The sequence below is a fragment of the Microvirga solisilvae genome (assembly GCF_022808595.1).
In the GTDB taxonomy this organism is placed as follows: domain Bacteria; phylum Pseudomonadota; class Alphaproteobacteria; order Rhizobiales; family Beijerinckiaceae; genus Microvirga; species Microvirga solisilvae.
In genome coordinates this window covers 30684-52070 of record NZ_JAKUCN010000004.1, presented here as the reverse complement: position 1 = coordinate 52070, position 21387 = coordinate 30684, and the positions used below count along the sequence as shown (strand labels likewise).

Annotated in this window: 20 protein-coding genes; 6 read left to right on the top strand and 14 right to left on the bottom strand. The window is 64.1% G+C overall.

What is annotated here, in order from left to right; translation table 11 throughout:
* From MJ639_RS09940 to MJ639_RS09905, 8 genes are all read right to left on the bottom strand, one after another.
* Positions 1-546 carry an adenine phosphoribosyltransferase gene (locus MJ639_RS09940; RefSeq protein ID WP_243371103.1) on the bottom strand — a complete coding sequence of 182 codons (546 nt, stop codon included), beginning with the start codon at positions 544-546 and terminating at the stop codon, positions 1-3.
* Positions 547-572: 26 nt separating this feature from the next.
* On the bottom strand, positions 573-1451 hold the full coding sequence (locus MJ639_RS09935; RefSeq protein ID WP_243371101.1) for an S-methyl-5'-thioadenosine phosphorylase: 879 nt from the start codon (positions 1449-1451) through the stop codon (positions 573-575).
* Positions 1452-1521: 70 nt separating this feature from the next.
* Positions 1522-2130 (bottom strand): 2'-5' RNA ligase family protein, encoded by a 609-nt coding sequence (locus tag MJ639_RS09930; protein WP_243371099.1) that lies wholly within the window; start codon positions 2128-2130, stop codon positions 1522-1524.
* A gap of 64 nt (positions 2131-2194) precedes the next feature.
* Positions 2195-2473 (bottom strand): hypothetical protein, encoded by a 279-nt coding sequence (locus MJ639_RS09925; protein WP_243371097.1) that lies wholly within the window; start codon positions 2471-2473, stop codon positions 2195-2197.
* An 80-nt stretch (positions 2474-2553) separates the two neighbouring features.
* Complete coding sequence (locus tag MJ639_RS09920; RefSeq protein WP_243371095.1) at positions 2554-3438, bottom strand: cytochrome c1; 885 nt, start codon at positions 3436-3438, stop codon at positions 2554-2556.
* Positions 3439-3461: 23 nt separating this feature from the next.
* Positions 3462-4742: a cytochrome b gene (locus MJ639_RS09915; protein WP_243371093.1), complete on the bottom strand. Its 1281-nt coding sequence runs from the start codon at positions 4740-4742 to the stop codon at positions 3462-3464.
* 26 nt (positions 4743-4768) lie between these two features.
* Positions 4769-5317, bottom strand: coding sequence for a ubiquinol-cytochrome c reductase iron-sulfur subunit (gene petA / locus MJ639_RS09910; protein WP_243371091.1), 549 nt, complete (start codon positions 5315-5317; stop codon positions 4769-4771).
* Between the two features lie 210 nt (positions 5318-5527).
* The gene (locus tag MJ639_RS09905; protein ID WP_243371089.1) at positions 5528-7393 is read right to left on the bottom strand and encodes an ABC transporter ATP-binding protein; all 1866 of its coding nucleotides are present in this window, start codon (positions 7391-7393) and stop codon (positions 5528-5530) included.
* Between the two features lie 99 nt (positions 7394-7492).
* Here MJ639_RS09905 and MJ639_RS09900 point away from each other — a divergent pair, with 99 nt between their 5' ends.
* Positions 7493-7987: a tRNA (cytidine(34)-2'-O)-methyltransferase gene (locus tag MJ639_RS09900; RefSeq protein ID WP_243371087.1), complete on the top strand. Its 495-nt coding sequence runs from the start codon at positions 7493-7495 to the stop codon at positions 7985-7987.
* A 141-nt stretch (positions 7988-8128) separates the two neighbouring features.
* Entirely contained in the window at positions 8129-9025 is an 897-nt protein-coding gene (gene hemF, locus MJ639_RS09895; protein ID WP_243371085.1) for an oxygen-dependent coproporphyrinogen oxidase, read from the top strand.
* A gap of 313 nt (positions 9026-9338) precedes the next feature.
* Here hemF and MJ639_RS09890 read toward each other — a convergent pair whose 3' ends face one another.
* From MJ639_RS09890 to MJ639_RS09875, 4 genes are read right to left on the bottom strand one after another with little or no spacing between them, the layout of a single operon-like run.
* Positions 9339-10580 carry a CCA tRNA nucleotidyltransferase gene (locus tag MJ639_RS09890; RefSeq protein ID WP_243371082.1) on the bottom strand — a complete coding sequence of 414 codons (1242 nt, stop codon included), beginning with the start codon at positions 10578-10580 and terminating at the stop codon, positions 9339-9341.
* On the bottom strand, positions 10577-10834 hold the full coding sequence (locus tag MJ639_RS09885; protein WP_243371080.1) for a DUF6111 family protein: 258 nt from the start codon (positions 10832-10834) through the stop codon (positions 10577-10579). The genes MJ639_RS09890 and MJ639_RS09885 overlap by 4 nt, the downstream gene beginning before the upstream one ends.
* Positions 10831-11469 (bottom strand): CoA pyrophosphatase, encoded by a 639-nt coding sequence (locus MJ639_RS09880; protein ID WP_243371077.1) that lies wholly within the window; start codon positions 11467-11469, stop codon positions 10831-10833. Before MJ639_RS09880 ends, MJ639_RS09885 begins: the two co-directional genes overlap by 4 nt.
* Positions 11466-12068: a DUF1285 domain-containing protein gene (locus MJ639_RS09875; RefSeq protein ID WP_243371075.1), complete on the bottom strand. Its 603-nt coding sequence runs from the start codon at positions 12066-12068 to the stop codon at positions 11466-11468. Before MJ639_RS09875 ends, MJ639_RS09880 begins: the two co-directional genes overlap by 4 nt.
* 198 nt (positions 12069-12266) lie before the next feature.
* Between MJ639_RS09875 and MJ639_RS09870 the strand changes: the two genes are divergently transcribed.
* Genes MJ639_RS09870 through MJ639_RS09855 form a run of 4 tightly spaced genes read left to right on the top strand, consistent with a single transcriptional unit; the run spans position 12267 to position 19112 of the window.
* Positions 12267-13283 (top strand): AAA family ATPase, encoded by a 1017-nt coding sequence (locus tag MJ639_RS09870; RefSeq protein ID WP_243371073.1) that lies wholly within the window; start codon positions 12267-12269, stop codon positions 13281-13283.
* A gap of 11 nt (positions 13284-13294) precedes the next feature.
* Positions 13295-14221 carry a DUF58 domain-containing protein gene (locus MJ639_RS09865; protein WP_243371071.1) on the top strand — a complete coding sequence of 309 codons (927 nt, stop codon included), beginning with the start codon at positions 13295-13297 and terminating at the stop codon, positions 14219-14221.
* Between the two features lie 3 nt (positions 14222-14224).
* Positions 14225-17029: a DUF4159 domain-containing protein gene (locus tag MJ639_RS09860; protein WP_243371069.1), complete on the top strand. Its 2805-nt coding sequence runs from the start codon at positions 14225-14227 to the stop codon at positions 17027-17029.
* 4 nt (positions 17030-17033) lie between these two features.
* Positions 17034-19112 carry a hypothetical protein gene (locus MJ639_RS09855; RefSeq protein WP_243371067.1) on the top strand — a complete coding sequence of 693 codons (2079 nt, stop codon included), beginning with the start codon at positions 17034-17036 and terminating at the stop codon, positions 19110-19112.
* A gap of 845 nt (positions 19113-19957) precedes the next feature.
* Here the strand turns inward: MJ639_RS09855 and MJ639_RS09850 are convergent.
* Complete coding sequence (locus MJ639_RS09850; protein ID WP_243371065.1) at positions 19958-20467, bottom strand: GNAT family N-acetyltransferase; 510 nt, start codon at positions 20465-20467, stop codon at positions 19958-19960.
* Between the two features lie 158 nt (positions 20468-20625).
* Positions 20626-21108: an NUDIX domain-containing protein gene (locus tag MJ639_RS09845; protein WP_243371063.1), complete on the bottom strand. Its 483-nt coding sequence runs from the start codon at positions 21106-21108 to the stop codon at positions 20626-20628.
* Between the last annotated feature and the right edge of the window lie 279 nt (positions 21109-21387).

Genomic DNA, 21387 nt, shown 5'->3' with positions numbered 1-21387 from the left:
TCAATGCCCCTCGAAGCTCACGAGGCTGCGCACCTCAACGCCGAGATCGCGCAGCTTCTTCGCACCACCGAGATCCGGCAGATCGATGATGAAGCAGGCAGCCACGATGTTCGCGCCCATCTGGCGCAGAAGCTGTGTTGCGGCTACCGCCGTGCCGCCGGTGGCGATGAGATCGTCCACCAGGATCACGCGCTCACCCTGGCCGATGGCATCCGTATGGATCTCCATCTCGTCCACGCCGTATTCCAGCGAATAGGCGATGCGCACGGTCTCGTGCGGGAGCTTGCCCTTCTTGCGGATCGGCACGAAGCCGGAGGAGAGCTGATGCGCTATGGCGCCGCCCAGAATGAAACCGCGCGCCTCGATGCCCGCGACCTTATCCACGCGCCCGCCAGCGAAGGGATGGACAAGCTCGTCCACGGAGCGGCGGAAGGCGCGCGCATCGCCGAGAAGCGTGGTGATGTCGCGAAACACGATGCCGGGCTTCGGATAATCCGGGATCGAGCGGATCGCTGCTTTCAGATCGGTGATGAGACGCTGGTCCATGGTTGAGCCTGCCTTGAATGATATCTTTAAGCGCGGTTTAGCACGCGCCCCGCAACGGCATCGAGCTTTTTCAAAAGCTCCGGGTCGCGTGCGGAGGGAGCGGTCATGATGGCGCCGTCGAGCGCACGGTCGGACTTTGCGGGGCAAGGCTCGTGCTCGGCTGGGAAATCGCGCGCGATGCGGGCGACGAGCCGCGCCACCTTCGCGGCGTTCTGATGGGCCACCGCGACGACGGAGGCCACATCCACACTGTCGTGGTCGGGATGCCAGCAATCGTAATCCGTCACCATGGCGATAGTGGCATAGGTGATCTCGGCCTCGCGCGCGAGCTTGGCCTCCGGCATCGCCGTCATGCCAATCACGTCGTAGCCCAGCTTCTTGTAGGTCATGGACTCGGCGTAAGTGGAGAATTGCGGCCCCTCGATGCACACGAGCGTGCCGCCAAGCGTGAAGTGGATTTTCTCGGCCACCGCCGCATCGGCGATGCGCTGCCGCAGCAGAGGACCGACCGGATGAGCCATCGGCACATGCGCCACGCAACCCGCACCAAAGAACGAGTTCTCTCGCTTATGCGTGCGGTCCACATACTGATCCACCAGCACGAAGAAGCCGGGATAATACTCATCCTTGAAGGAGCCGCAGGCGGAAACCGAAATCAGGTCGGTCACGCCCGCACGCTTCATCACGTCGATATTGGCGCGATAATTGATGTCGGAGGGAGACAGGCGATGGCCGCGGCCATGGCGCGGCAGAAAGGCCACTTGGGTTTCGCCGATACGGCCCATGCGCAGCACGTCGGAGGGCTCGCCCCAGGGAGAAGCGATGCGCACCTCGCGCATGTCCTCGATCCCCGGAAGGTCATAGACCCCCGATCCGCCGATGATGCCTAAGATTGCCTTCCTCATGCTCCCGCCTTCTCGCCTTGAGTCTCAGGCTGAGACCATAGCGGCTGTGGGGCGGGATTCCCAATAGCCCCTAGCGAAGCGGGAACGAAAAGATCTCGTCCATCGCCAGGCAGGGAAAAACGGTTTCACGAACGATCTTGAGGCGCTCGATGGGGGCCGTGATCGAAACCGGGATGGATTGCACAGCACGAACCGCATCGTCAGGCACCGCATCCGATGTCCGGTAGCGTGCAAGCGTGGAGTGGATGAGATTGTAGCGCATGGGTTTGAGTCCCGGTGGAGGCGGGATGAGGTCCGCGATCCTCTCCCGAATTCTCATGATGAGACCGGTCTCGTCCGTCGCCGTGGCGATGATCGCCGTATCCGTGACCTTCAGGCCGGAGAACCGTAATTCCAAAGGCGCATGTCCGGTGCAGAGGTCGTCCAGCAAGGCGCGGCAGGGTTCGGCAATGCTGCTCCAATAGCCTTCCTTGTCGAAGCGATCCTTCACATTGATCAGCGCATAGAGCGTGATGTGAAGCGCCTCGGCGGGAGCGAAATAGAGGGGTACGGGCCAGCTTTTGGCGATGGCATGCTGAAGCTCTCCGAGGGACGCACGCGTCTCGAGCGAGAGCTCCGGCTGAACGTGATAGGCGAGGCATGGCTCGCCCCAGATCGTGTCGGCGATGGTCTGCAGCATGACGACCGACTTAAAATCATCGCTGCCGGAAGTCACCCTATCAGAAACGTACCCCTGCAGAAGCTTAGGCCGATGCCTTGAGGGCTTGCCAATCTTCCCAGCAATGATCGGGGTCGACATCGTCGTAGCCGCGATCCTCGGCCAGCTTCTCGGCAGCCGCGAGAGGAACGCGCATGGCGTTGGGCAGGAAGTGGTCGCGAATCTTCTCCACCTCTTCCTGATTCAGAGGCGATCCCTTGCGCTCTTCCATTTGCGTGAGAATGGCCACAAGCGCGGGCATGAAGACAAGAACCTCTTCACTTTCGTCGCTTTGCTTCTTCTTGCTGAAAGGATTCCAGATCATGCTTTAGCCCCCGTTTGATGTTCCTTTGTATCATGAAAAAAGGCCCCGGGAACCGGGGCCTTTTTAAACCTCTGGAGAACTTAGGGGTTGTGGGTCATCGGAGGCGTTGCGTGGCCTTCGACCTCGCCGCCCACATTCGCCCACACCTTCTTCTTCGTGAAGTAGAGCAGGCCCGAGAGCACCAGCAGGAACAGCATGACCTGGAATCCAAGGCGCTTGCGCGCTTCGAGGTGCGGTTCAGCCGTCCAGGTGAGGAAGGCCGTCACGTCCTTGGCGTATTGCTCGACGGTTTCCGGAGCCTGAGGCTGACCGGCCTCGTTCTTCGCATACTCGACCTGACCGTCGCTGAGCGGCTTCGGCATCGCGATCACATGGCCCGGATAGTAGTGGTTGTAATGGCCACCCTGCGGAACCGTGAAACCGGCCGGAGCCTCCTCGTAGCCGTTGAGCAGCGCGACGAGATAATCGGCGCCGTTCTCGGAATACTGACGGAAGACGTCGGTGATGAACCAGGGGAAGCCGCGCTCGTATGTGCGGGCTTTGGCCATCAGGGAGAGATCCGGCGGAGCCTTGCCACCGTTGGCGGCGGCAGCTGCGTTCTCGTTCGGGAACGGCGACGGGAAGCGGTCAGCCGGGCGGCCGGGACGCTCGAACATGTCGCCGGCCTCGTTCGGGCCGTCCTGGATCTTGTACTCGGCGGCCAGCGCCTTGACCTGGGCCTCGGAGAATTCCGGACCACCTTCCGCGGAGAGGTTGCGGAAAGCCACATAGCTCAGGCCGTGGCACGAGGCGCAGACCTCGCGATAGACCTTGAAACCGCGCTGCAGCTGAGCCCGGTCGAACTTGCCGAACGGTCCCTGGAACGTCCACTTCTGCTGCGGCGGGACCGGGGTCTCGCCGGCAGCGTATGCGGAAGCGGAGAAGCCGAGGACGGCTGCTGCGATGAGAAGAGTACGCTTCATCATTGTTCTATTCCTCAACTCTCGCATCAGCCCTTGGTGTTCGGCTCGGCATTGGCGCCGGCAGGCACACCCGCTCCACCTTTCTGCACGCCCATCACCGACTCGAGGATCGAGTTCGGCAGCGGCAGCGGACGCTCGACGAAGCCGAGCACCGGCAGGACGATGAGGAAGTGGGCGAAGTAGTACACCGTGCAGATCTGCGAGGCGATCACGTACCAGCCCTCGGCGGGACGGGAACCGAGCCAGCCGAGCAGGAAGCAGACCACCACGAACAGCCAGAAGAACTGCTTGTAGAGCGGGCGGTAGGCCGTGGAGCGCACCTTGGAGGTGTCGAGCCAGGGCATGAAGCACCAGATCACGATGGCAGCGCCCATGGCGATGACGCCGCCGAGCTTGTCGGGAATGGCGCGCAGGATCGCGTAGAAGGGCAGGAAGTACCACTCGGGCACGATGTGCGCGGGCGTGACCGCCGGATTCGCCGGAATGTAGTTGTCCGCATGGCCGAGATAGTTCGGCATGTAGAACACCCAATAGGCGAAGAAGAGCATGAACACGACGACGGCGAAGATGTCCTTGATCGTGGCGTAGGGCGTGAACGGAACCGCGTCCTTGCCCGACTTGATCGGAATGCCGGTCGGGTTGTTCTGGCCCGGCACGTGCAGTGCCCAGATGTGCAGGGCGACGACGCCCGCGATCATGAAGGGCAGCAGGTAGTGCAGGGAGAAGAAGCGGTTGAGCGTCGGGTTGCCCACCGAGTAGCCGCCCCAGAGGTAGCTGACGATGGTCTCGCCGACGACCGGGATCGCCGAGAAGAGGTTGGTGATCACGGTCGCGCCCCAGAAGCTCATCTGGCCCCAGGGAAGCACGTAGCCCATGAAGGCGGTGGCCATCATCAGGAGGAAGATGATCACGCCGAGGATGTAGAGCACTTCACGCGGCGCCTTGTAGGAGCCGTAGTAGAAGTTGCGGAAGATGTGCACGTAGACGGCCACGAAGAACATCGAGGCGCCGTTGGCGTGCAGGTAGCGGATGAGCCAGCCGTAGTTCACGTCGCGCATGATGTGCTCGACGGACTGGAAGGCCATGGCGGCGTTCGGCGTGTAGTACATCGCCAGCACCACGCCCGTCACGATCTGCGAGACGAGCATGAAGGCGAGAATGGCGCCGAAGGTCCAGAAATAGGTCAGGTTCCGCGGCACCGGGAAAGCGATGAACGAGGAATGGACGAGGCCTGCGATGGGCAAGCGGCTCTCGAACCACTTACCGAAGGCGCTCTTGGGAACGTAAGTTGTGGAATGCTGGCTCATGGATATCGCCTGATCGTCGCTTGCAGTTACGCCGTGGCTTCTTGGCCGATGATGATCTTCGTGTCGGACGCGAAGGCATAGGGCGGGATCGGCAGATTGATCGGAGCCGGACCGCCGCGCACGCGGCCGGAGGTGTCGAACACCGAGCCGTGGCAAGGGCAGAACCAGCCGTGATACTCACCCTGCTGGCCGAGCGGCACGCAACCCAGATGGGTGCAGTTGCCGTAAACGATGAGCCACTGGGCCTTGCCTTCCTTCACGCGGGCCGAGTCGGCCTGCGGATCGCGGAGCGAAGCCACGTTCACATCCTCGGCAGCCTTGATTTCCTCGGCCGTGCGGTGACGGATGAAGATGAGCTTGCCGCGCCAGAAGACTTTCACGATCTGCCCTTCGGCGATCGGGGTCAGGTCGACTTCGACGGGGGCGCCTGCAGCCACCGTCGCCGCGTCGGGCGCCAGGGACTGAACGAAAGGCCATACCAGGGTGGCTCCGCCGACAACGGCGGCCGCGCCCGTGGCGATGTAAAGGAAATCGCGCCGTGTCGGCTCAGCGACATGAGTGGTGGTCTCGGCCACGTGGCTCTCCAGCAATGATCAAAAACGAGAACCGCGCATCGGCAATGCCTTGCGAAACAAGGCATTCGGCACACCGGCTCCTTGATTAAGGAACAAGCATACGCGTCAACGCGCACGCAATGCGACTGGGAGTCGCCGCGCGCTGGCTCTTTGGCACGGCCAAGCCCCGCTGTCCATAGGTGGATTGGAGATGTTCCAACCTATATTCCCTTACAGGGACACCGTCTCCGGGGCGCCTTGCCCTTCCTCCGCCCCGAGGAAGCCGCCCGACTGGCGCCGCCAGAGGCGGGCGTAAAGGCCGCCGGCGAGCAGCAATTCCGCGTGGCTCCCCTCCTCCACGATCCGCCCTTCCTCGATCACGATGAGCCGGTCGAGGGCCGCGATGGTGGACAGGCGATGGGCGATGGCGAGCACCGTCTTGCCCTCCATGAGGGTCGAGAGTGACTCCTGGATCGCCGCCTCGACCTCCGAATCCAGGGCCGAGGTGGCCTCGTCCAGCACCAGGATGGGGGCATCTTTGAGGATCACCCGGGCAATCGCGATGCGCTGGCGCTGACCGCCGGAGAGCTTGACGCCCCGCTCGCCCACATGGGCGTCGTAGCCGCGCCGGCCCCGGTGGTCCTCCAGACCCATGATGAAGTCATGGGCATGGGCGAGCCGGGCCGCCTCGATGATATCCCGCTCGGTCGCTCCGACCCGGCCGTAGGCGATGTTGTCCCGGATCGAGCGGTGGAGGAGCGAGGTGTCCTGGGTCACGACCGCGATGGAGGAGCGTAAGGAATCCTGGGAGACCGCCGCGATATCCTGCCCGTCGATGAGGATGCGTCCGCTCTCCACATCGTGCAGGCGCAGCAGCAGCGAGGTGATGGTGGTCTTGCCCGCGCCGCTGGTGCCCACGAGCCCCACCTTCTCGCCAGCGCGGATCGTCAGGTCGAGATCTTCGATCACGCCCCCCTCCTTACCGTAATGGAAGGACACGTCCTCGAAGCGGATCTCGCCCCGCGCCACCTTCAGGCGGGGCGCCGCGTCCACGTCCACCAGCCCATGCGGGCGGGCGATGGTCTGCATGCTCTCCTGGACCGTGCCGATATTCTCGAACACGTCGCGCACCGTATGCATGACCCAGCCGGACATGGCGAGAATGCGCATGACGAGCGCCAGGCCCGTTGCCGCCTCGCCGCTCGTCATGATGCCTTGGCTCCACAGCATCACCGACAAGGCGGCGGTGGCGGCGAGCAGCAGGCTGTTCATGACCGCGAGAAGACCCGCGACGCTCGCGTTCAGCCTTAAGGACCGGAGAAAGGCCTCCGTATTCGTCCTCACCGCCTCCTTGACCGCCGAGCGCTCCTCGTCGGCGCGGGCGAAGAGCTTGACCGTGAGAATGTTGGTGTAGCTGTCGACCACCCTACCTATAAGGACGGAGCGGGTATCGGCCACCTTCAGCGAGCGCTCCTTGGCGCGGGGCACGAAGAAGCGCAGGAGCAGGCCGTAGCCCACGATCCAGAGCGCCATGGGCAGGGCGAGCCAGGGGCTGACGCTGGAAAACACGCCGAGCGCAGTCACCGCATAGATCACCACGTAGAGCAGCGTATCGATCAGGGTTGTGGCGATGGAGCGGATCGCGCCGCCGCCCTGCATGACACGGTTGGCGAGTCTCCCTGCGAAATCGGCCTGGAAATAGCTGACTGCATGACCCAGCGTGTAAACATGGGTCCGCCAGCGGATCATGTTGGTGCTCTGCGGGATGATGATCTGGCCCGAGATCAGGTCATGCCCGAAATGCAGGATGGGCCTGACGAAAATGACGAGCCCCGCCATCACCAGAAGCGTGGTGCCGTGATCGGCCCAGATGGTCTCAGGGGTCGAATGGGCGAGGATGTCCACCAGCCAGCCCAGCATGATGTAGAGGGACGATTCGAACAGGCCGCCGATCAGCGCCACCACGAACAGGACAGCGAGCCAGAAACGCACCGGCTTGAGATAATGCCAGGTGAAGCCGCTCACCGTGTTCGGCGGCGTGGCATTCTCATCGAACGGGGCGAACGGATCGACCCGCGTTTCCAGCCAACGGAACATGTCCTTCCCCGAATCTTGTCCTGACGTCCCCCTGCTTTAACACGAGGAGGAACGAACCGTTCACTTGACGCGAGCCCCGGCTGCCCCGATGACGGGTGCATGCCAGGTCTTTCCAAGCCACGTCTTGCCATTTTCCAGCCGGATATCCCGCAGAACACCGGCACCATGCTGCGCCTCGCCGCCTGTCTCGGCGTGCCTGTGGACATCATCGAGCCTGCGGCCTTCGACGTCTCGGATCGGAACCTGCGTCGCTCCGGCATGGATTACCTCAACCACGTGACCATCACACGTCACATTTCCTGGAGGGCCTTCGAGGAATGGCGCCGGGAAGGCAAAGGCCGGCTGGTGCTCGCCACCACCAAGGGCGCCGTGCCCTATACGGATTTTGCCTACGAACCCAACGACATCATCCTCGTGGGCCGGGAATCGGCAGGCGTGCCGGACGAGGTTCATGTGGCCGCCGATGCCCGTATTATCGTGCCCATGCAGGCGGGCATGCGCTCGCTCAACGTAGCCGTGACCGCCGCCATGATTCTCGGGGAAGCCTTGCGGCAGACCCATTCATTTCCCCATTCGGATACACTGAGTCCGTGAACGCAAACCCCGTCCTCATCCTGAGGAGGGCCGGAGGCCCGTCTCGAAGGAGGTTCCAGCGCACTCTGGACACTCCTTCGAGACGCCGCTACGCGGCTCCTCAGGATGAGGTCTCGATCTGATCTGAAGGATAGCCTTGCCATGACCGACAAAGCCGATATCGAGCGCATGCAGATCGAGGCCCCGCTCTGGTTCGCCTCTCTCCGCGACCGGATCTGCGCCGCCTTCGAGGAGATCGAGGACGAGGTGGCGGCTCCTCTCCCCTCCGAGGCTTCCGCACCCGGCCGTTTCGAGCGCACCCCCTGGGAGCGCAAGGACCACAGCGGCGCGCCGGGCGGCGGCGGCGTGATGTCGATGATGCGCGGCCGCGTGTTCGAGAAGGTGGGCGTGCATGTCTCGACCGTGCATGGCGAGTTCGCACCCGAATTTCGCGGCCAGATTCCCGGCTCCGATCAGGATCCGCGCTTCTGGGCCGGCGGCATTTCGCTGATCGCCCATCCGTGGAATCCGAACGTGCCGACCGTGCACATGAACACGCGTTTCGTGGTGACGACGAAAGCCTGGTTCGGCGGCGGCGCCGATCTCACGCCCGTGCTCGACCGCAGACGCACGCAGGACGATCCCGACACCATCGCCTTCCACGCGATCATGGAAGAGGCCTGCAGCCGCCATGCGCCGGAAGGCTCTTACGAGAAATACAAGAAGTGGTGCGACGAGTATTTCTATCTCAAGCATCGCCATGAGCCGCGCGGCATCGGCGGAATCTTCTACGATTATCACTGGACCGGGAATCCGGACCAGGACCTCGCCTTCACCAAGGATGTGGGCGAGGCTTTCCTGAAGGTCTATCCCGAGATCGTGCGCCGCAACGTGTTCGACAAATGGACAGAGGCAGACCGTCATGAGCAGCAGGTGCGGCGCGGGCGCTATGTGGAGTTCAACCTGCTCTACGACCGCGGCACGATCTTCGGGTTGAAGACAGGCGGCAACATCGCCTCAATCCTGTCGTCCATGCCGCCGACGGTGCGGTGGCCTTAAAATCTCTCAAGCGTCATCCCGGACGGCGGAAGCCGATCCGGGATCGCGAGCAGGATGAAGCGCTGGAATACCTCTCCCTGAGGGAGAGGTCGGACCGTCAGGTCCGGGTGAGGGGTTACTGTCCTTTTCGGAGAGGTCTCACCCCCTCACCCTCGCTCCGCTCGACCTCTCCCCACCGCAAGTCGGGTGTTCCCGACTTGCTCCAGCAAAAGACTGATCTCGGAAACATCCGAGATCAGGGGAGAGGTAATCAGAGCCACATTCTGACAACGATCCCGGGTTCTGCTTCGCAGCCCCGGGATGACGGCTAGTGTCAGGCCTGCGCCAGAACCCTATTCAACAAATCCTTCGCGTAAGCCTCATCCGTCCGGCATCCTTCCGCGAGCCATGCCTGACGAGCGGCACTAAGAATCTCGCCGACCTTCGGCCCCTTCGGAATGCCGCGCTCGACGAGATCAGCGCCGCGCAGCGGAAAGACCGGCACGCTCTCCGCGCCGCTCCGATAGTTCTCCAATGCGATCCACGCATCGCCGAGAATGTGAGGTGCAGGCTCTCCCCTGATCGCAGCCAAGACGATATTCAATGTCTCGACGCCGTGCTCGGCAACGAGGCGCCGAATGGCGCTGCCATCGAACGGCAACGCCCATGTCTTCAGAACGGCGAGCAATTGCGCATAAGCCGCAAGTTTTTTCTGCTCGTCGTTGGACAGGCGCAGATGCTCGCGCAGGCGCTCCGCATCCTGCTCGACCATGACGGCGAGCGCCGCCAACCGCCAGACAGGATTGCCCTGGTCGAAATCAGCCACGCGGGCGAAGCGTCCGAACTCTGCGGCACCGGCCAGAAGCCATGTGAGAAAGCCGTGCTCGGCCATCGTGCGGATCGTCTCCTGCGCCCTTTGCGCCACGAGAAGCTTCAAAAGCTCCTGTCGGATCCGTTCCTTCGACAGCGTCGCCAAGCCCTGGCGCTCAAGCCCTGAAGCTTCGAGGCCTTCTCTATCCAGACCATCGCGCGCATATTCCGCATGGAAGCGGAAGAAACGCAGAATCCTCAAATAATCCTCGCGGATGCGAGTGCGTGCTTCACCGATGAAGCGCACGCGCCGCGCAGCGAGATCGGCGACGCCGTTGGTGTAGTCATAGAGCTTGCCGTCGAGACCGAGCGACAAAGCGTTGATGGTAAAATCACGCCGCTTGGCATCGAGCTCGAAATCGTGTCCGAAACGGACAACAGCATGTCGTCCGTCCGTTTCCACATCCTCACGCAATGTCGTGACCTCGAAGGGCTCGCCGTCGACGATCACCGTGATCGTGCCGTGATCGATGCCGGTCGGCACGAACTTGAATCCGGATTTCTTGGCGCGCTCGATGATGGCCTCAGGCAGCATCGTCGTGGTGCAGTCGATATCGGAGAGCGGCTTGCCGATCAGCGCATTGCGCACGGCGCCACCGACGATGCGCGTCTCTTCGACCGCGCCGTTATAGGCCTCGAGCAGGCGGCGCAAAGCCGGGCGCTCGAGCAGCACTTGGAGCGCCTTGTGATCGAGAGTGTCACTCACTGAAACTGTCCCGGAACGACGCGTCCATTTTCCATATGTGTCGGCACGAAGGCGCCTTTATGCCGCTCTGTTACGAGGCCCGTGACGAGGAGCGAAGCGATGACCATAACGACCCCCGCGATGGCGAGCCAGAGCGATTGATCGCTCCAGGACGACCAGACAAGCGCATTGCGGCGACGGGCGACCAGATACAGACCGAAGAGAACGAAAGGCAGGAGAAACAACACCAATCCCTGCAGGAACGCGCGCGTCACGATGCATAGAGCCTTTCATAAAGATTGCGGATGATTCCCGCCGTCACCCCCCAGATATAGCGCTCCTCGTAGGGCATTGCATAATAGCGCCTGACCTTGCCCTTCCATTCCCGTGAATGCAGCTCGTGCCGTTCGGGATTCATGAGAAAGCTCAATGGCACCTCGAAAGCATCCGCCACCTCGTTGGGATTGATGTCGAGCGTGTAGGATTCGGAAACCCGCGCCACGACGGGAACGACGAGGTAATTGGTGGTGGAGAGATAGGCATCGAGGTAGCCTAGCGGCGAGATGAAACGGCTGTCGAGGCCGATCTCCTCCTGAGCTTCCCGGCAAGCGGCCGCCAGGATCGAGTCGTCCTCCGGATCGACGCGCCCGCCCGGAAAGGCGATCTGTCCCGAATGCTGGCGCAGGTGGGCCGAACGCTCGGTGAGCAGCAGGGTTGGCTCGTCGCGCATCACCACCGGCACCAGCACGGCGGCGGGTTTCGGATTGAGAGGATAGACCAGGGGCACGTTGTCGAGGCTGTGGTCGCCGCGCGGATTGGCAAGCGCATCCTCCAGATGCGGCGGTTCGGGCCGCAGCCGCTCGGCGGCGAGCGCCAGGAAGTCCTGCGCATCGAGGGAAGCGGCCCTCATGCCAAGCTCTCCAGGTCGGCGGCCGACGCAATGGGGAAGAAAGCCTGCCCGACAGCGATCCCGAACAGGCTTTGCCCCTCGACCTCCCGCTCCTCGGCGAGCGCGATCAGGTCGAGCGCCAGAGCGCGGGTGACGAGGGCCCACAGGTCGCCGCGTACCTTCACATAGGGCTTCACGCCTCCATGAGCGTCCTGCTCGAACCGCAGAGGATGGTCGGGCCCCACCTGCACGAGATCGTCCACATTGGTGCGGAAGGCGATCTGCCGCTCTGCCCCCTCGCCTTCCACCGCCATCTCGACCGCCAGGAACGGAGCATCCTCGACGATGATCCCCACCCGCTCCACGGGGGTGACGAGCACATAGCGCTCCGGGTCCTTGCGAAGGACCGTGGAGAACAGGCGCACGAGGGCAGGCCGGCTGATGGGCGAGCCCATGTAATGCCAAGAGCCGTCCGCCGCGATGCGCATGTCGATCTCGCCGCAATAGGGCGGGTTCCAGCGCTCCACCGGAGGGGGGCCCTTTCGCTTGGCATCGGAGCCGATGGCCTGCGTGAGGCGGGCCAGGGCAGAGCCGGGAGGTGAGGAATTGGAATCCGTCATGACGCAAGCGTGAACAAGATTGTGAAGGTTGAGGATCGACGAAGGGCTGCCATCGGCTAGTTCCTCAGCATAGAGTCCCCGGACGCCACGTCCACCCTCGGGTCCTTTCGCTGCGGCGCATCGACCCTTGCCACTCGATAGCAAACGAAGGCAGACTAGGTGTTTGGGGGCGATTGCAACGAGAGGGAGAATGACCTCATGACGGCCAGCATTTCTCAAGCGCCCACCGCCCTGGACGACGCGATCATCCGTAACGCGGAGGCGACCCTTGAGACTGTCGGGCGCGCCCGAGAGGCCATTCACACGGTCATTTTCGGCCAGGAAGATGTCGTCGACCAGACCCTGATCACCCTGCTCGCGGGCGGTCACGGCCTGCTCGTAGGCGTCCCCGGCCTCGCCAAGACCAAGCTCGTCGATACCCTCGGTACGGTGCTGGGCCTGGACGCCCGCCGCATCCAGTTCACTCCCGACCTGATGCCCTCCGACATTCTCGGTTCCGAGATCCTCGACGAGGGCGCGGATCGCCGCCGCTCGTTCCGATTCGTGAAAGGCCCGGTCTTCGCCCAGCTTCTCATGGCGGACGAGATCAACCGCGCGAGCCCGCGCACCCAATCCGCCTTGCTTCAGGCCATGCAGGAGCATCACGTCTCCGTGGGCGGCGAGCGGCACGACCTGCCCCAGCCCTTCCATGTGCTGGCGACCCAGAACCCCATCGAGCAGGAAGGCACCTATCCCCTTCCCGAGGCGCAGCTCGACCGTTTCCTTTTGCAGATCGACGTGAATTACCCGACCCGCGAGGCCGAGCGCCGCATTCTCATCGAGACGACAGGCGCCGAGGATCGCAAGCCCGTCACCGTGATGAACGCCGAGGCGCTCATGAACGCCCAACGCCTCGTGCGCCGCCTGCCGGTCGGCGAGAGCGTGGTCGAGGCGATCCTCGATCTCGTGCGCTCCGCGCGTCCCGAAGGCGAGAATATCGAGGGCATCAGCGACAAGATTCTCTGGGGCCCCGGCCCCCGCGCCAGCCAGGCCCTGATGCTGGCGGTGCGCGCGCGCGCGCTCATCGAGGGCCGTGTCGCGCCCTCCATCGCCGACGTGGTGGCGCTCGCCGAGCCCGTGCTGAAGCACCGCATGGCGCTCACCTTCTCCGCACGAGCCGATGGAGAGACGCTGTCCAGCGTCATCGGCCGGCTCACCGCGCGGCTGGCAGCTTAAGGATCGCGGCCATGGCCCGTGTCCGGGTCCTTCCCGAAAGCGCCCGCTCGCCGGGGCGCCAAGTCACCGAGAGCGCGCTCTCGCTCGCCCACCGCATGCCGCGCCTCGTGCTCGAAGCACGGCGCGTGGCCGCGAATCTCGCCCATGGCCTTCATGGCCGCAGGCGGGCGGGCATCGGCGAGAGCTTCTGGCAGTTCCGTCCCTTCGTGGCGGGCGAGGCCGCGCAGCGCATCGACTGGCGCCGCTCCGGCCGCGACGACCGCCTCTATGTGCGCGAGCGGGAATGGGAAACCGCGCAGACGCTCTGGGTCTGGATCGATCGTTCCGCCTCCATGGGCTATGCGTCGGATCTCGCGCAGGCTCCCAAGATCGAGCGCGCCATCGTGCTGGGCTTCGCGCTCGCGAGCTGTTTCGTGGAAGCGGGCGAGAAGGTCGGCATGCTGGGGCTCATGGCTCCGCGCGCCACGCGGCGCATCGCCGAGACCATGGCGCAGACCCTGGTGGCGGACCGCTTCTCCCTGGAAGAAGACCTGCCGCCTTCCGCACCCATCGCACCTCAGCACGAGGCGATCCTGATCAGCGACTTCCTCTCGCCTGCGCGCGACATCGCCGCCATGGTGGAAGGCATCTCGTCACGCGGAGCGCGGGGACATCTCGTGATGATCGTCGATCCGGTGGAAGAGACGTTTCCGTTCCAGGGCCAGGCCGTTTTGCACGATCTGGAAGATGGACTCTCGCTGCGCATCGGCGACGCGGAGGCCTGGGGCCGCGTCTATCGCGAGCGCATCGAACAGCACCGGGCCAAGCTCTTGGAAGTCACGCGCCGGCGCGGCTGGACGCTCACCATCCACCGCACCGACCGCCCGGCGAGCGAAGCGGCTTTGCGTCTCATGACGCTGGTTTCGACTGCGCGCGGCACCGTCATGGGAGGGCGCTAGATTATGTTCGGCCTTCCCCTCACCTTCACCGTTCCGCTCGTGCTCACGGCGCTCGCGGCGCTCCCCGCGATCTGGCTGCTGTTGCGCATCACGCCGCCGCAGCCCAAGCGCGTGGATTTCCCGCCGCTCAAGATTCTCGCCGATCTGCGGCCCGAGGAAGAGACGCCTGCGCGCACGCCCTGGTGGCTCCTGCTCATGCGTCTGCTGCTGGCAGCCTTCCTCATCCTTGCAGCAGCAGGGCCAATCTGGAATCCGCTGGCAGAAGACGGCAGCCGCGCACCGCTTCTCGTGGTCGTGGACAACGGCTTGGCCGCAGCGCATGACTGGCGCGACCGCATGAACCTCGCGTCCGAACGCATCGAGGCGGCTGGCCGCGACGGACGCACGGTTGCTCTCGTCGCGACGGCGGAACAGCCGGCGGCGCTCGAGCTTTCCAACCCGGCTGCGGCCATGGAACGGCTGCGCTCCTTGAAGCCCCAGCCCTATCTACAGGATCGCGGCGCGCATCTTCCCTCCATCCGTGGCTTCATGGAAAGCACGCCGGATGCCAACATCGTTTGGATCAGCGATGGGGTCGCGGGCGTTGATGGGCAGGCTTTCATCGACGGCTTGGCGCAAATGGCGGATGGTCGACGGATCACGGTGCTCAAATCCGAGCGGGCCTCCACGCTTGCCGTCGCAGGCGTCGAGAATGCGGGCGGTCGCCTGACTGCCCGTGTCATCAGGCCCGAGCCCAACGGCCGCGATTCCGGAACGCTGCGCGCAACGGACCTCAAGAACCTGCCGCTCGCCGACATGCGCTTCAGCTTCGATGCGAGCGCAACGGAGACGAGCGTTTCATTCGACCTGCCCACCGAGATCCGCAATTCCATCGCGCGCATCGAGATTCTCGGCGAAGGTTCCGCCGGAGCTGTGAACCTCGTCGACGAGAGCAGCAAGCGTCGGCGCGTCGGCCTCGTCTTCGGCGGCACCGCCGACCAGACGCAGCCGCTTCTCTCGCCACTCTACTACATCGAACGCGCGCTCTCGCCCTATTCGGAAATTCGAAACGGACGCGGCGGCGTGGCCGATGCGGTGAACCAGCTCATCGACGAGCAGGTCTCCATTCTCGTGCTCGCCGATGTGGGCGGCCTCGACCGCGAGACGCTCGGCAAGGTCACCGCCTTCGTCGAGCAGGGCGGATTGCTGCTGCGCTTCGCCGGCTCGCGCCTTGCCGCAGGCAACGACGAGCTCGTGCCCGTGCGCCTGCGTCGCGGTGGACGCAGCCTCGGCGGATCGCTCTCATGGGACACGCCGAAGACCTTCGCGCCGTTTACCCGCGAGAGCCCCTTCTTCGGCCTGAACGTGCCGGAGGAGATCGGCATCCGCCGCCAGATTCTGGCAGAACCCGACGGCGATCTGCCTTCGCGCACCTGGGCCTCGCTGGCTGATGGCACGCCGATCGTGACAGCGGACAAGCGCGGCGACGGCCTGGTCGTTCTCTTCCATGTGACGGCGGACACAACGTGGTCGAACCTGCCGCTCTCGGGCCTCTTCGTGGACATGCTGCGCCGGATCACGGCTCTGGCCGGTGCGCCAAACGACGTGAATGCGGAAGCGCGCAACACGGAGATCGAAACCGTCGCTCCGCGCCTCACCCTCGACGGCTACGGCGTGCTCACGACACCGCCCGCCAATGCCCGCGCCGTCGCGCGCAATTACAGCGAACGCGCCACAGCTGAGCATCCGCCGGGCTTCTACGGCCCCGTGGATTCGAGCCTCGCGGTGAACGCGCTTCTTGCGGGCGACAAGCTCGCGCCGCTCAACATCGCCCCGCTCAATGCGCGCATCGCGCCGCTTGCGGGTGCGCAAACCGTCGATCTGCGCATGCCTCTTTTCATGATCGCTCTCATCCTTCTTCTCGCGGACACGCTCGCCTCCCTGTGGCTCGGCGGACATGTCTCCAATCTCTCGGGGCGCATCCGGAAGATGGGCGCAGCCGCCTCCGTGCTTCTGGCTGCGATGATGTTCTTCACATCCGCCTTCGACGTGAGGGCTCAGGAGCTGATCCCACGCCGCATGGACGAGAATGCGAGCCCCGCGCTCGTGACACGACTGGCTTATGTGATCACCGGCGATGCGGGCGTGGACGAGGCGAGCAAGGCCGGGCTTGCCGGATTGACGGATGTTCTCTCCCAACGCACCGCGCTCACGCCCGGCGATCCCATCGGCATCGATCTCTCGCGGGATGAGGTTGCTTTCTATCCGCTGATCTACTGGCCCATCGTCCCCTCGCGTCCCATTCCCTCGGAAGCGGCGATCCGCAAGCTCGATGCCTTCATGAAGGGCGGCGGCACGGTGATCTTCGACACGCGCGATGCCTTCAACAACCGCCCCGACGGCGCGGTGAGCGCGGAAGGTCAGTATCTGCGCCGCATGCTGGCGACTCTCGACATTCCGGAACTCGAGCCCGTGCCCACGGATCACGTGCTAACGAAGACGTTCTACATTCTCGAAAACTTCCCCGGCCGCTACGCCACAGGCCAGACCTGGGTCGAGGCCCTGCCGCCCGTACCGGAAGGCGAGGAGAACCGTCCCGCCCGCTCCGGCGACAGCGTCTCGCCGATCATCATCACATCGAACGATCTCGCCGCCGCATGGGCCACCGGCACGCGTGGAGAATATCTCTTCCCCGTCGTCGGCAGCGATCCGCGTCAACGCGAGATGGCCTATCGCAGCGGCATCAACATCGTGATGTATTCGCTCACCGGAAACTACAAGGCCGATCAGGTGCACGTGCCTGCTCTGCTCGAGCGATTGGGGCAATAAGCTAATGTCCGTTCTTTCGCTCAGCTTCTCCCCGCTCATTCCCATCTATGCCCTCTGGGCTGTCGGCGCTGTCGCCGCTTTGCTGGCGCTCCTCGCGCTGATGTCGCGCGGCCCCATCGCGATCCTTCGCGCCGTCGCTCTCGCCTTGGTGCTTCTTGCTCTGGCCAATCCGTCACTCGTTCAGGAAGAGCGCGAGAAGGTGAAGGATATCGTAGCGGTGGTTACCGACCGATCCACATCGCAGACGCTCGGCGACCGCACGGCCATGACCGACCGGGTGAGGACTGAACTCGAACGGCGTTTCGGCGCGCTCACTGACGTGGAGCCGCGCTATATCGAAGCCGATGACGGCAGCGGCGATGACGGCACACGTTTGTTCGCGGCGCTCTCCAATGGCCTCGCCGATGTTCCGCCGGATCGTCTGGCAGGTGTGATCTTCATCACCGACGGCGTGGTGCACGACATTCCGCCCTCCGCCGAAGCGCTCGGCTTCCGCGCGCCGCTGCATGCTCTCATCACGGGACGCCCCGACGAACGTGACCGGCAGATCAAGCTGCTTGAGGCGCCGCGCTTCGGCATCGTCGGCAAGGAGCAGACGATCCGCGCGCAGGTGATGGAGCGCGGCGGCACCGGCTCCGCGCTCGTCACCTTACGTCGCGATGGTCAGGTTCTCTCCCGCCAGACGGTGCGCGCCGACACGCCCTTCTCCCTTCAGGTGCTGATCGAACATGGCGGCACGAATGTGGTCGAGCTGGAGGTCGACGGCCTTCCCAACGAGCTGACGCAGGCCAACAACCGCGCCGTCGTTCCCATCGAGGGCATTCGCGAGAAACTGCGCGTGCTGCTCGTCTCCGGCGAGCCTCATGCGGGCGAGCGCACATGGCGCAACCTGCTCAAGTCCGATGCCAATGTGGATCTCGTTCACTTCACCATCCTGCGCCCGCCGGAAAAACTGGACGGCACGCCGATCAACGAATTGTCGCTCATCGCCTTCCCGACGCGCGAGCTGTTCCAGCAGAAGATCAAGGATTTCGATCTCATCATCTTCGATCGCTACGCGAACCAGAGCATCCTGCCCTCCGGCTATTTCGAGAACATCGTGCGCTATGTGCGCGAGGGCGGTGCGATCCTCGTGGCGGCGGGTCCTGAATTCGCAAGTTACGGCAGCCTCGCACAGACACGTCTCGCGCCTGTCATTCCCGGCGTTCCCAACGGCCGCGTCGTGGAGCAGCCCTACAAGGCAAGCATCACCGAGACCGGCAATCGCCATCCGGTGACGCGCGAGCTTCCCGGCTCAGAGACATCGCCGCCCTCATGGGGCGAGTGGCTGCGCATCATCGGCTCGGATGTGCAATCGGGCTCGACGCTCATGTCGGGTGCGAACGATCTGCCGCTTCTCGTGCTGCGTCGCGAGGAGAAGGGACGCGTTGCGCTGCTTCTCTCCGATCACGCCTGGCTCTGGGCGCGCGGCTATCAGGATGGCGGTCCGCATCTCGACCTGCTGCGCCGTCTCGCTCATTGGCTGATGAAGGAACCCGCGCTCGAAGAGGAAGCCCTGCGCGCCTCCGCCAGCGGCCGCAACATCCGCATCGAACGGCAGACGATGGAAGACACGGCTGAAGCCGCGACTCTCATCGCGCCGAGCGGCGCCGAGACCAGCATCGCATTGTCGGAGAGCCGACCCGGCCTGTTCACAGCGGAAGTCGAGGGCAAGGAGCTGGGGCTTCACACGGTGCGCTCGGGCGAGCTCATCGCATTTGTCAGCATCGGCCCTGCCAATCCGCGCGAATTGATGGATGTGTTCAGCAATACGGAAGCGCTCGCGCCCATCGCCGAGGCGACCGGCGGCTCCGTGCGGCGCGTGGCGACAATGGGCGATCAGAACATCACCATCCCCCGTATTCTCGCCGTGCATTCGGGCTCGCGCCTGGCAGGCAGCGACTGGATCGGCCTCAAGCCCAGCGACAGCGCCATCGTGCGCGGCGTTTCCGTCTTCCCGCTGGCGCTGGGCTTCATCGGCCTCGCGCTGCTGATCGGCGCAACGCTCGCGGCTTGGCTGACAGAGGGCCGGCGGCGGGCGTGATGCATTGAGCGCGTTATCATCGGCATAAGGCCGGTGATCCCGATGATCTCAAGCGCAGCGCTTCTCGGATCGGGATGGCCGAGACAGGAGACGACTGGCGTCCTCCCGGGGCTGCGGAGCAGAACCCGGGATCGTTGGACCAGAGTGGCGCTTGTCACCTCTCCCTGAGGGAGAGGTCGGACCGTCAGGTCCGGGTGAGGGGTTACAGGTCTTTCCGGAGAGGTCTCACCCCCTCACCCTCGCTCCGCTCGACCTCTCCCCACCGGGGAGAGGTGACCAGAGCCTTATTCGACACGCGATCCCGGCTCGGCGGCACCGTCCGGGAGGACGGCCTATGAGGAATGTTCCGCTTTTGTTCTTGACAATGGTCCTAACCTTGGCTATATGTGTTGGTGTCCTGGCTCGATGAGGGGCGCGCTCGCGAGGCGTCGTGAATGATGGAGCCGGGAACGGTCCTGGTTCGGCCTCGCAAGCCGGCCCAGGAGGCCCATCGTTGCAAGACGCGGTGTCCGCCTAAAAGAACCGTGCGCGAGGGGCCGTCAGGTTCTTCTCACTCTCACAAGCGAACCGGACGACCTCTCGCGTCTCCCTCACCCCAAACCTCGGAGCCACACGCTCGCGAGAACATTCCCGCTCGCTCTTTGACATCTCACAAGCCGTGCAAATTCCTGGTGAACAACCATCGCTCGATCACGCTCCGCCCTCATCCTGAGGAGCAGCCGTGAGGATGCGTCTCGAAGGAGGCTCCAGAGCGCACCGAAACATCCGTAAAGACGGCAATCACGCGCCTCCTCAGGATGAGGACGGAGGTTCCAAGAGACCGGCAGGCGCAAGAAAATCCGAAATCAGGCCGTCTTCGGCAGAGGCGTGACGATCCCCTTGGCGCGGGCAAGCGCTCCCTCCTCCAGCTCCAGGGCGAGGAAGCGCATCGGGTTGACCGGGCCGGGCAGTTGCAGCGGCTGGGGCGGAACGCGCTTGAAGCCGAAGCGGCTGTAATAGGGCTCGTCACCCACGAGCAGGACCAGCGCGTGTCCGCTGGCCTTGGCCGCATCGAGCGAGCGGCGCATGAGAGCGGCGCCGATGCCACGGTTCTCGAAAGCAGGCTCGACGGTCAGCGGACCCAGCATCAAAGCGGGCACCTCGCCCGCCATCACCGGCGTCAGGCGCACGGAGCCGACGAGCAGCGTGCCCACCATGGCGGTGAAGGAGAGATCGAGATGATGGCCCGCGCCCTCCCGCAGGCGGGAAGCCGTGCGGGCAAAGCGGCCTGGACCGAAGGCGCGCTCATGAAGGCGCTCGATGGCCTCGGCATCGATGGGCTGCTCGGAACGGATGATCAGGGAAAGCTCGGTCATGGACGGACTCAAAGCGCATGAAATGACAACAAGGGCGGCGTGACGAATGCGTCAGCCCTGTCGTCGTCGCTGAATCCGGATGCGGGTCATGGGTGCGGCGTTTCCTTTTATGGTCTTGGCCATAGCAGCCTCGCGGGTGCCACGCAAACCCTACTCTTCTACCAGGTCGCCGACGGGGCTTGGCCCTCGAGAATTTCGGCAAGGCGTCGGCGGGTCGCCGCCGTCGTGCCCTCGGGCAGGTTGTCGAGGGGAAAGAACCCGGCCTCCGCGATCTCTCGGTCAGGCTGCTTCTCAGCCAGAACCGTGAAGCGGCGGGCCACATAGACCAGCACATGGTCGCGCCGCGACACCCGGCTGTTGAAGAAGACGCCCGCCAAGGCCGGCGGCTCGTCGAGGACGATGCAGGCCTCCTCCACCAGCTCGCGGGTCAGGGCGTCGATGGCGGTTTCCCCCGTCTCCACTCCTCCGCCGGGCAGGTGCCAGCCGGGCACATAGGTATGTCTGATCAGGAAGACCCGGTTCTGGCTGTCGAGGACGACGGCCCGGACCCCGAGAGTCATGCCCCGGGCGAAGCGCCAATAGGTATGCAAGCCCCAGGTCAGGAAACGGGTGGCTTTGCTCGAAGGCGCAGAGTCGGACATTGGCGGAATAGATCACATGAAACTTACGGGAAGATGAACGGAGACATTCGTCCCATGCATAGCTGCTCCATGGGAATAGCGCGTGACCGACACCCTACTAAGGTCTAAGACAGCGCCAACCAAAGGTGTTCCAATGTTTCTGACCATTTTCCTGTCCCGTCTCAACCGCTCGGCTCGTTTCTCCTGGAAGCCGGCCCTCAACCTGGAAGATCGCGCGATCTATTCGACGCTGATCCCGGGCGCCCAGTACTAATTCGGCAGAATTTCTGCCCTGCCGTT

Bases quoted from the DNA above. Each gene is read 5' to 3' on its own strand.
- MJ639_RS09940 (WP_243371103.1), bottom strand. From the start codon at position 546: ATGGACCAGCGTCTCATCACCGATCTGAAAGCAGCGATCCGCTCGATC.
- MJ639_RS09935 (WP_243371101.1), bottom strand. From the start codon at position 1,451: ATGAGGAAGGCAATCTTAGGCATCATCGGCGGATCGGGGGTCTATGAC.
- MJ639_RS09930 (WP_243371099.1), bottom strand. From the start codon at position 2,130: ATGCTGCAGACCATCGCCGACACGATCTGGGGCGAGCCATGCCTCGCC.
- MJ639_RS09925 (WP_243371097.1), bottom strand. From the start codon at position 2,473: ATGATCTGGAATCCTTTCAGCAAGAAGAAGCAAAGCGACGAAAGTGAA.
- MJ639_RS09920 (WP_243371095.1), bottom strand. From the start codon at position 3,438: ATGATGAAGCGTACTCTTCTCATCGCAGCAGCCGTCCTCGGCTTCTCC.
- MJ639_RS09915 (WP_243371093.1), bottom strand. From the start codon at position 4,742: ATGAGCCAGCATTCCACAACTTACGTTCCCAAGAGCGCCTTCGGTAAG.
- MJ639_RS09905 (WP_243371089.1), bottom strand. From the start codon at position 7,393: ATGTTCCGTTGGCTGGAAACGCGGGTCGATCCGTTCGCCCCGTTCGAT.
- MJ639_RS09900 (WP_243371087.1), top strand. From the start codon at position 7,493: ATGCCAGGTCTTTCCAAGCCACGTCTTGCCATTTTCCAGCCGGATATC.
- hemF (WP_243371085.1), top strand. From the start codon at position 8,129: ATGACCGACAAAGCCGATATCGAGCGCATGCAGATCGAGGCCCCGCTC.
- MJ639_RS09880 (WP_243371077.1), bottom strand. From the start codon at position 11,469: ATGAGGGCCGCTTCCCTCGATGCGCAGGACTTCCTGGCGCTCGCCGCC.
- MJ639_RS09875 (WP_243371075.1), bottom strand. From the start codon at position 12,068: ATGACGGATTCCAATTCCTCACCTCCCGGCTCTGCCCTGGCCCGCCTC.
- MJ639_RS09870 (WP_243371073.1), top strand. From the start codon at position 12,267: ATGACGGCCAGCATTTCTCAAGCGCCCACCGCCCTGGACGACGCGATC.
- MJ639_RS09865 (WP_243371071.1), top strand. From the start codon at position 13,295: ATGGCCCGTGTCCGGGTCCTTCCCGAAAGCGCCCGCTCGCCGGGGCGC.
- MJ639_RS09860 (WP_243371069.1), top strand. From the start codon at position 14,225: ATGTTCGGCCTTCCCCTCACCTTCACCGTTCCGCTCGTGCTCACGGCG.
- MJ639_RS09855 (WP_243371067.1), top strand. From the start codon at position 17,034: ATGTCCGTTCTTTCGCTCAGCTTCTCCCCGCTCATTCCCATCTATGCC.
- MJ639_RS09850 (WP_243371065.1), bottom strand. From the start codon at position 20,467: ATGACCGAGCTTTCCCTGATCATCCGTTCCGAGCAGCCCATCGATGCC.
- MJ639_RS09845 (WP_243371063.1), bottom strand. From the start codon at position 21,108: ATGTCCGACTCTGCGCCTTCGAGCAAAGCCACCCGTTTCCTGACCTGG.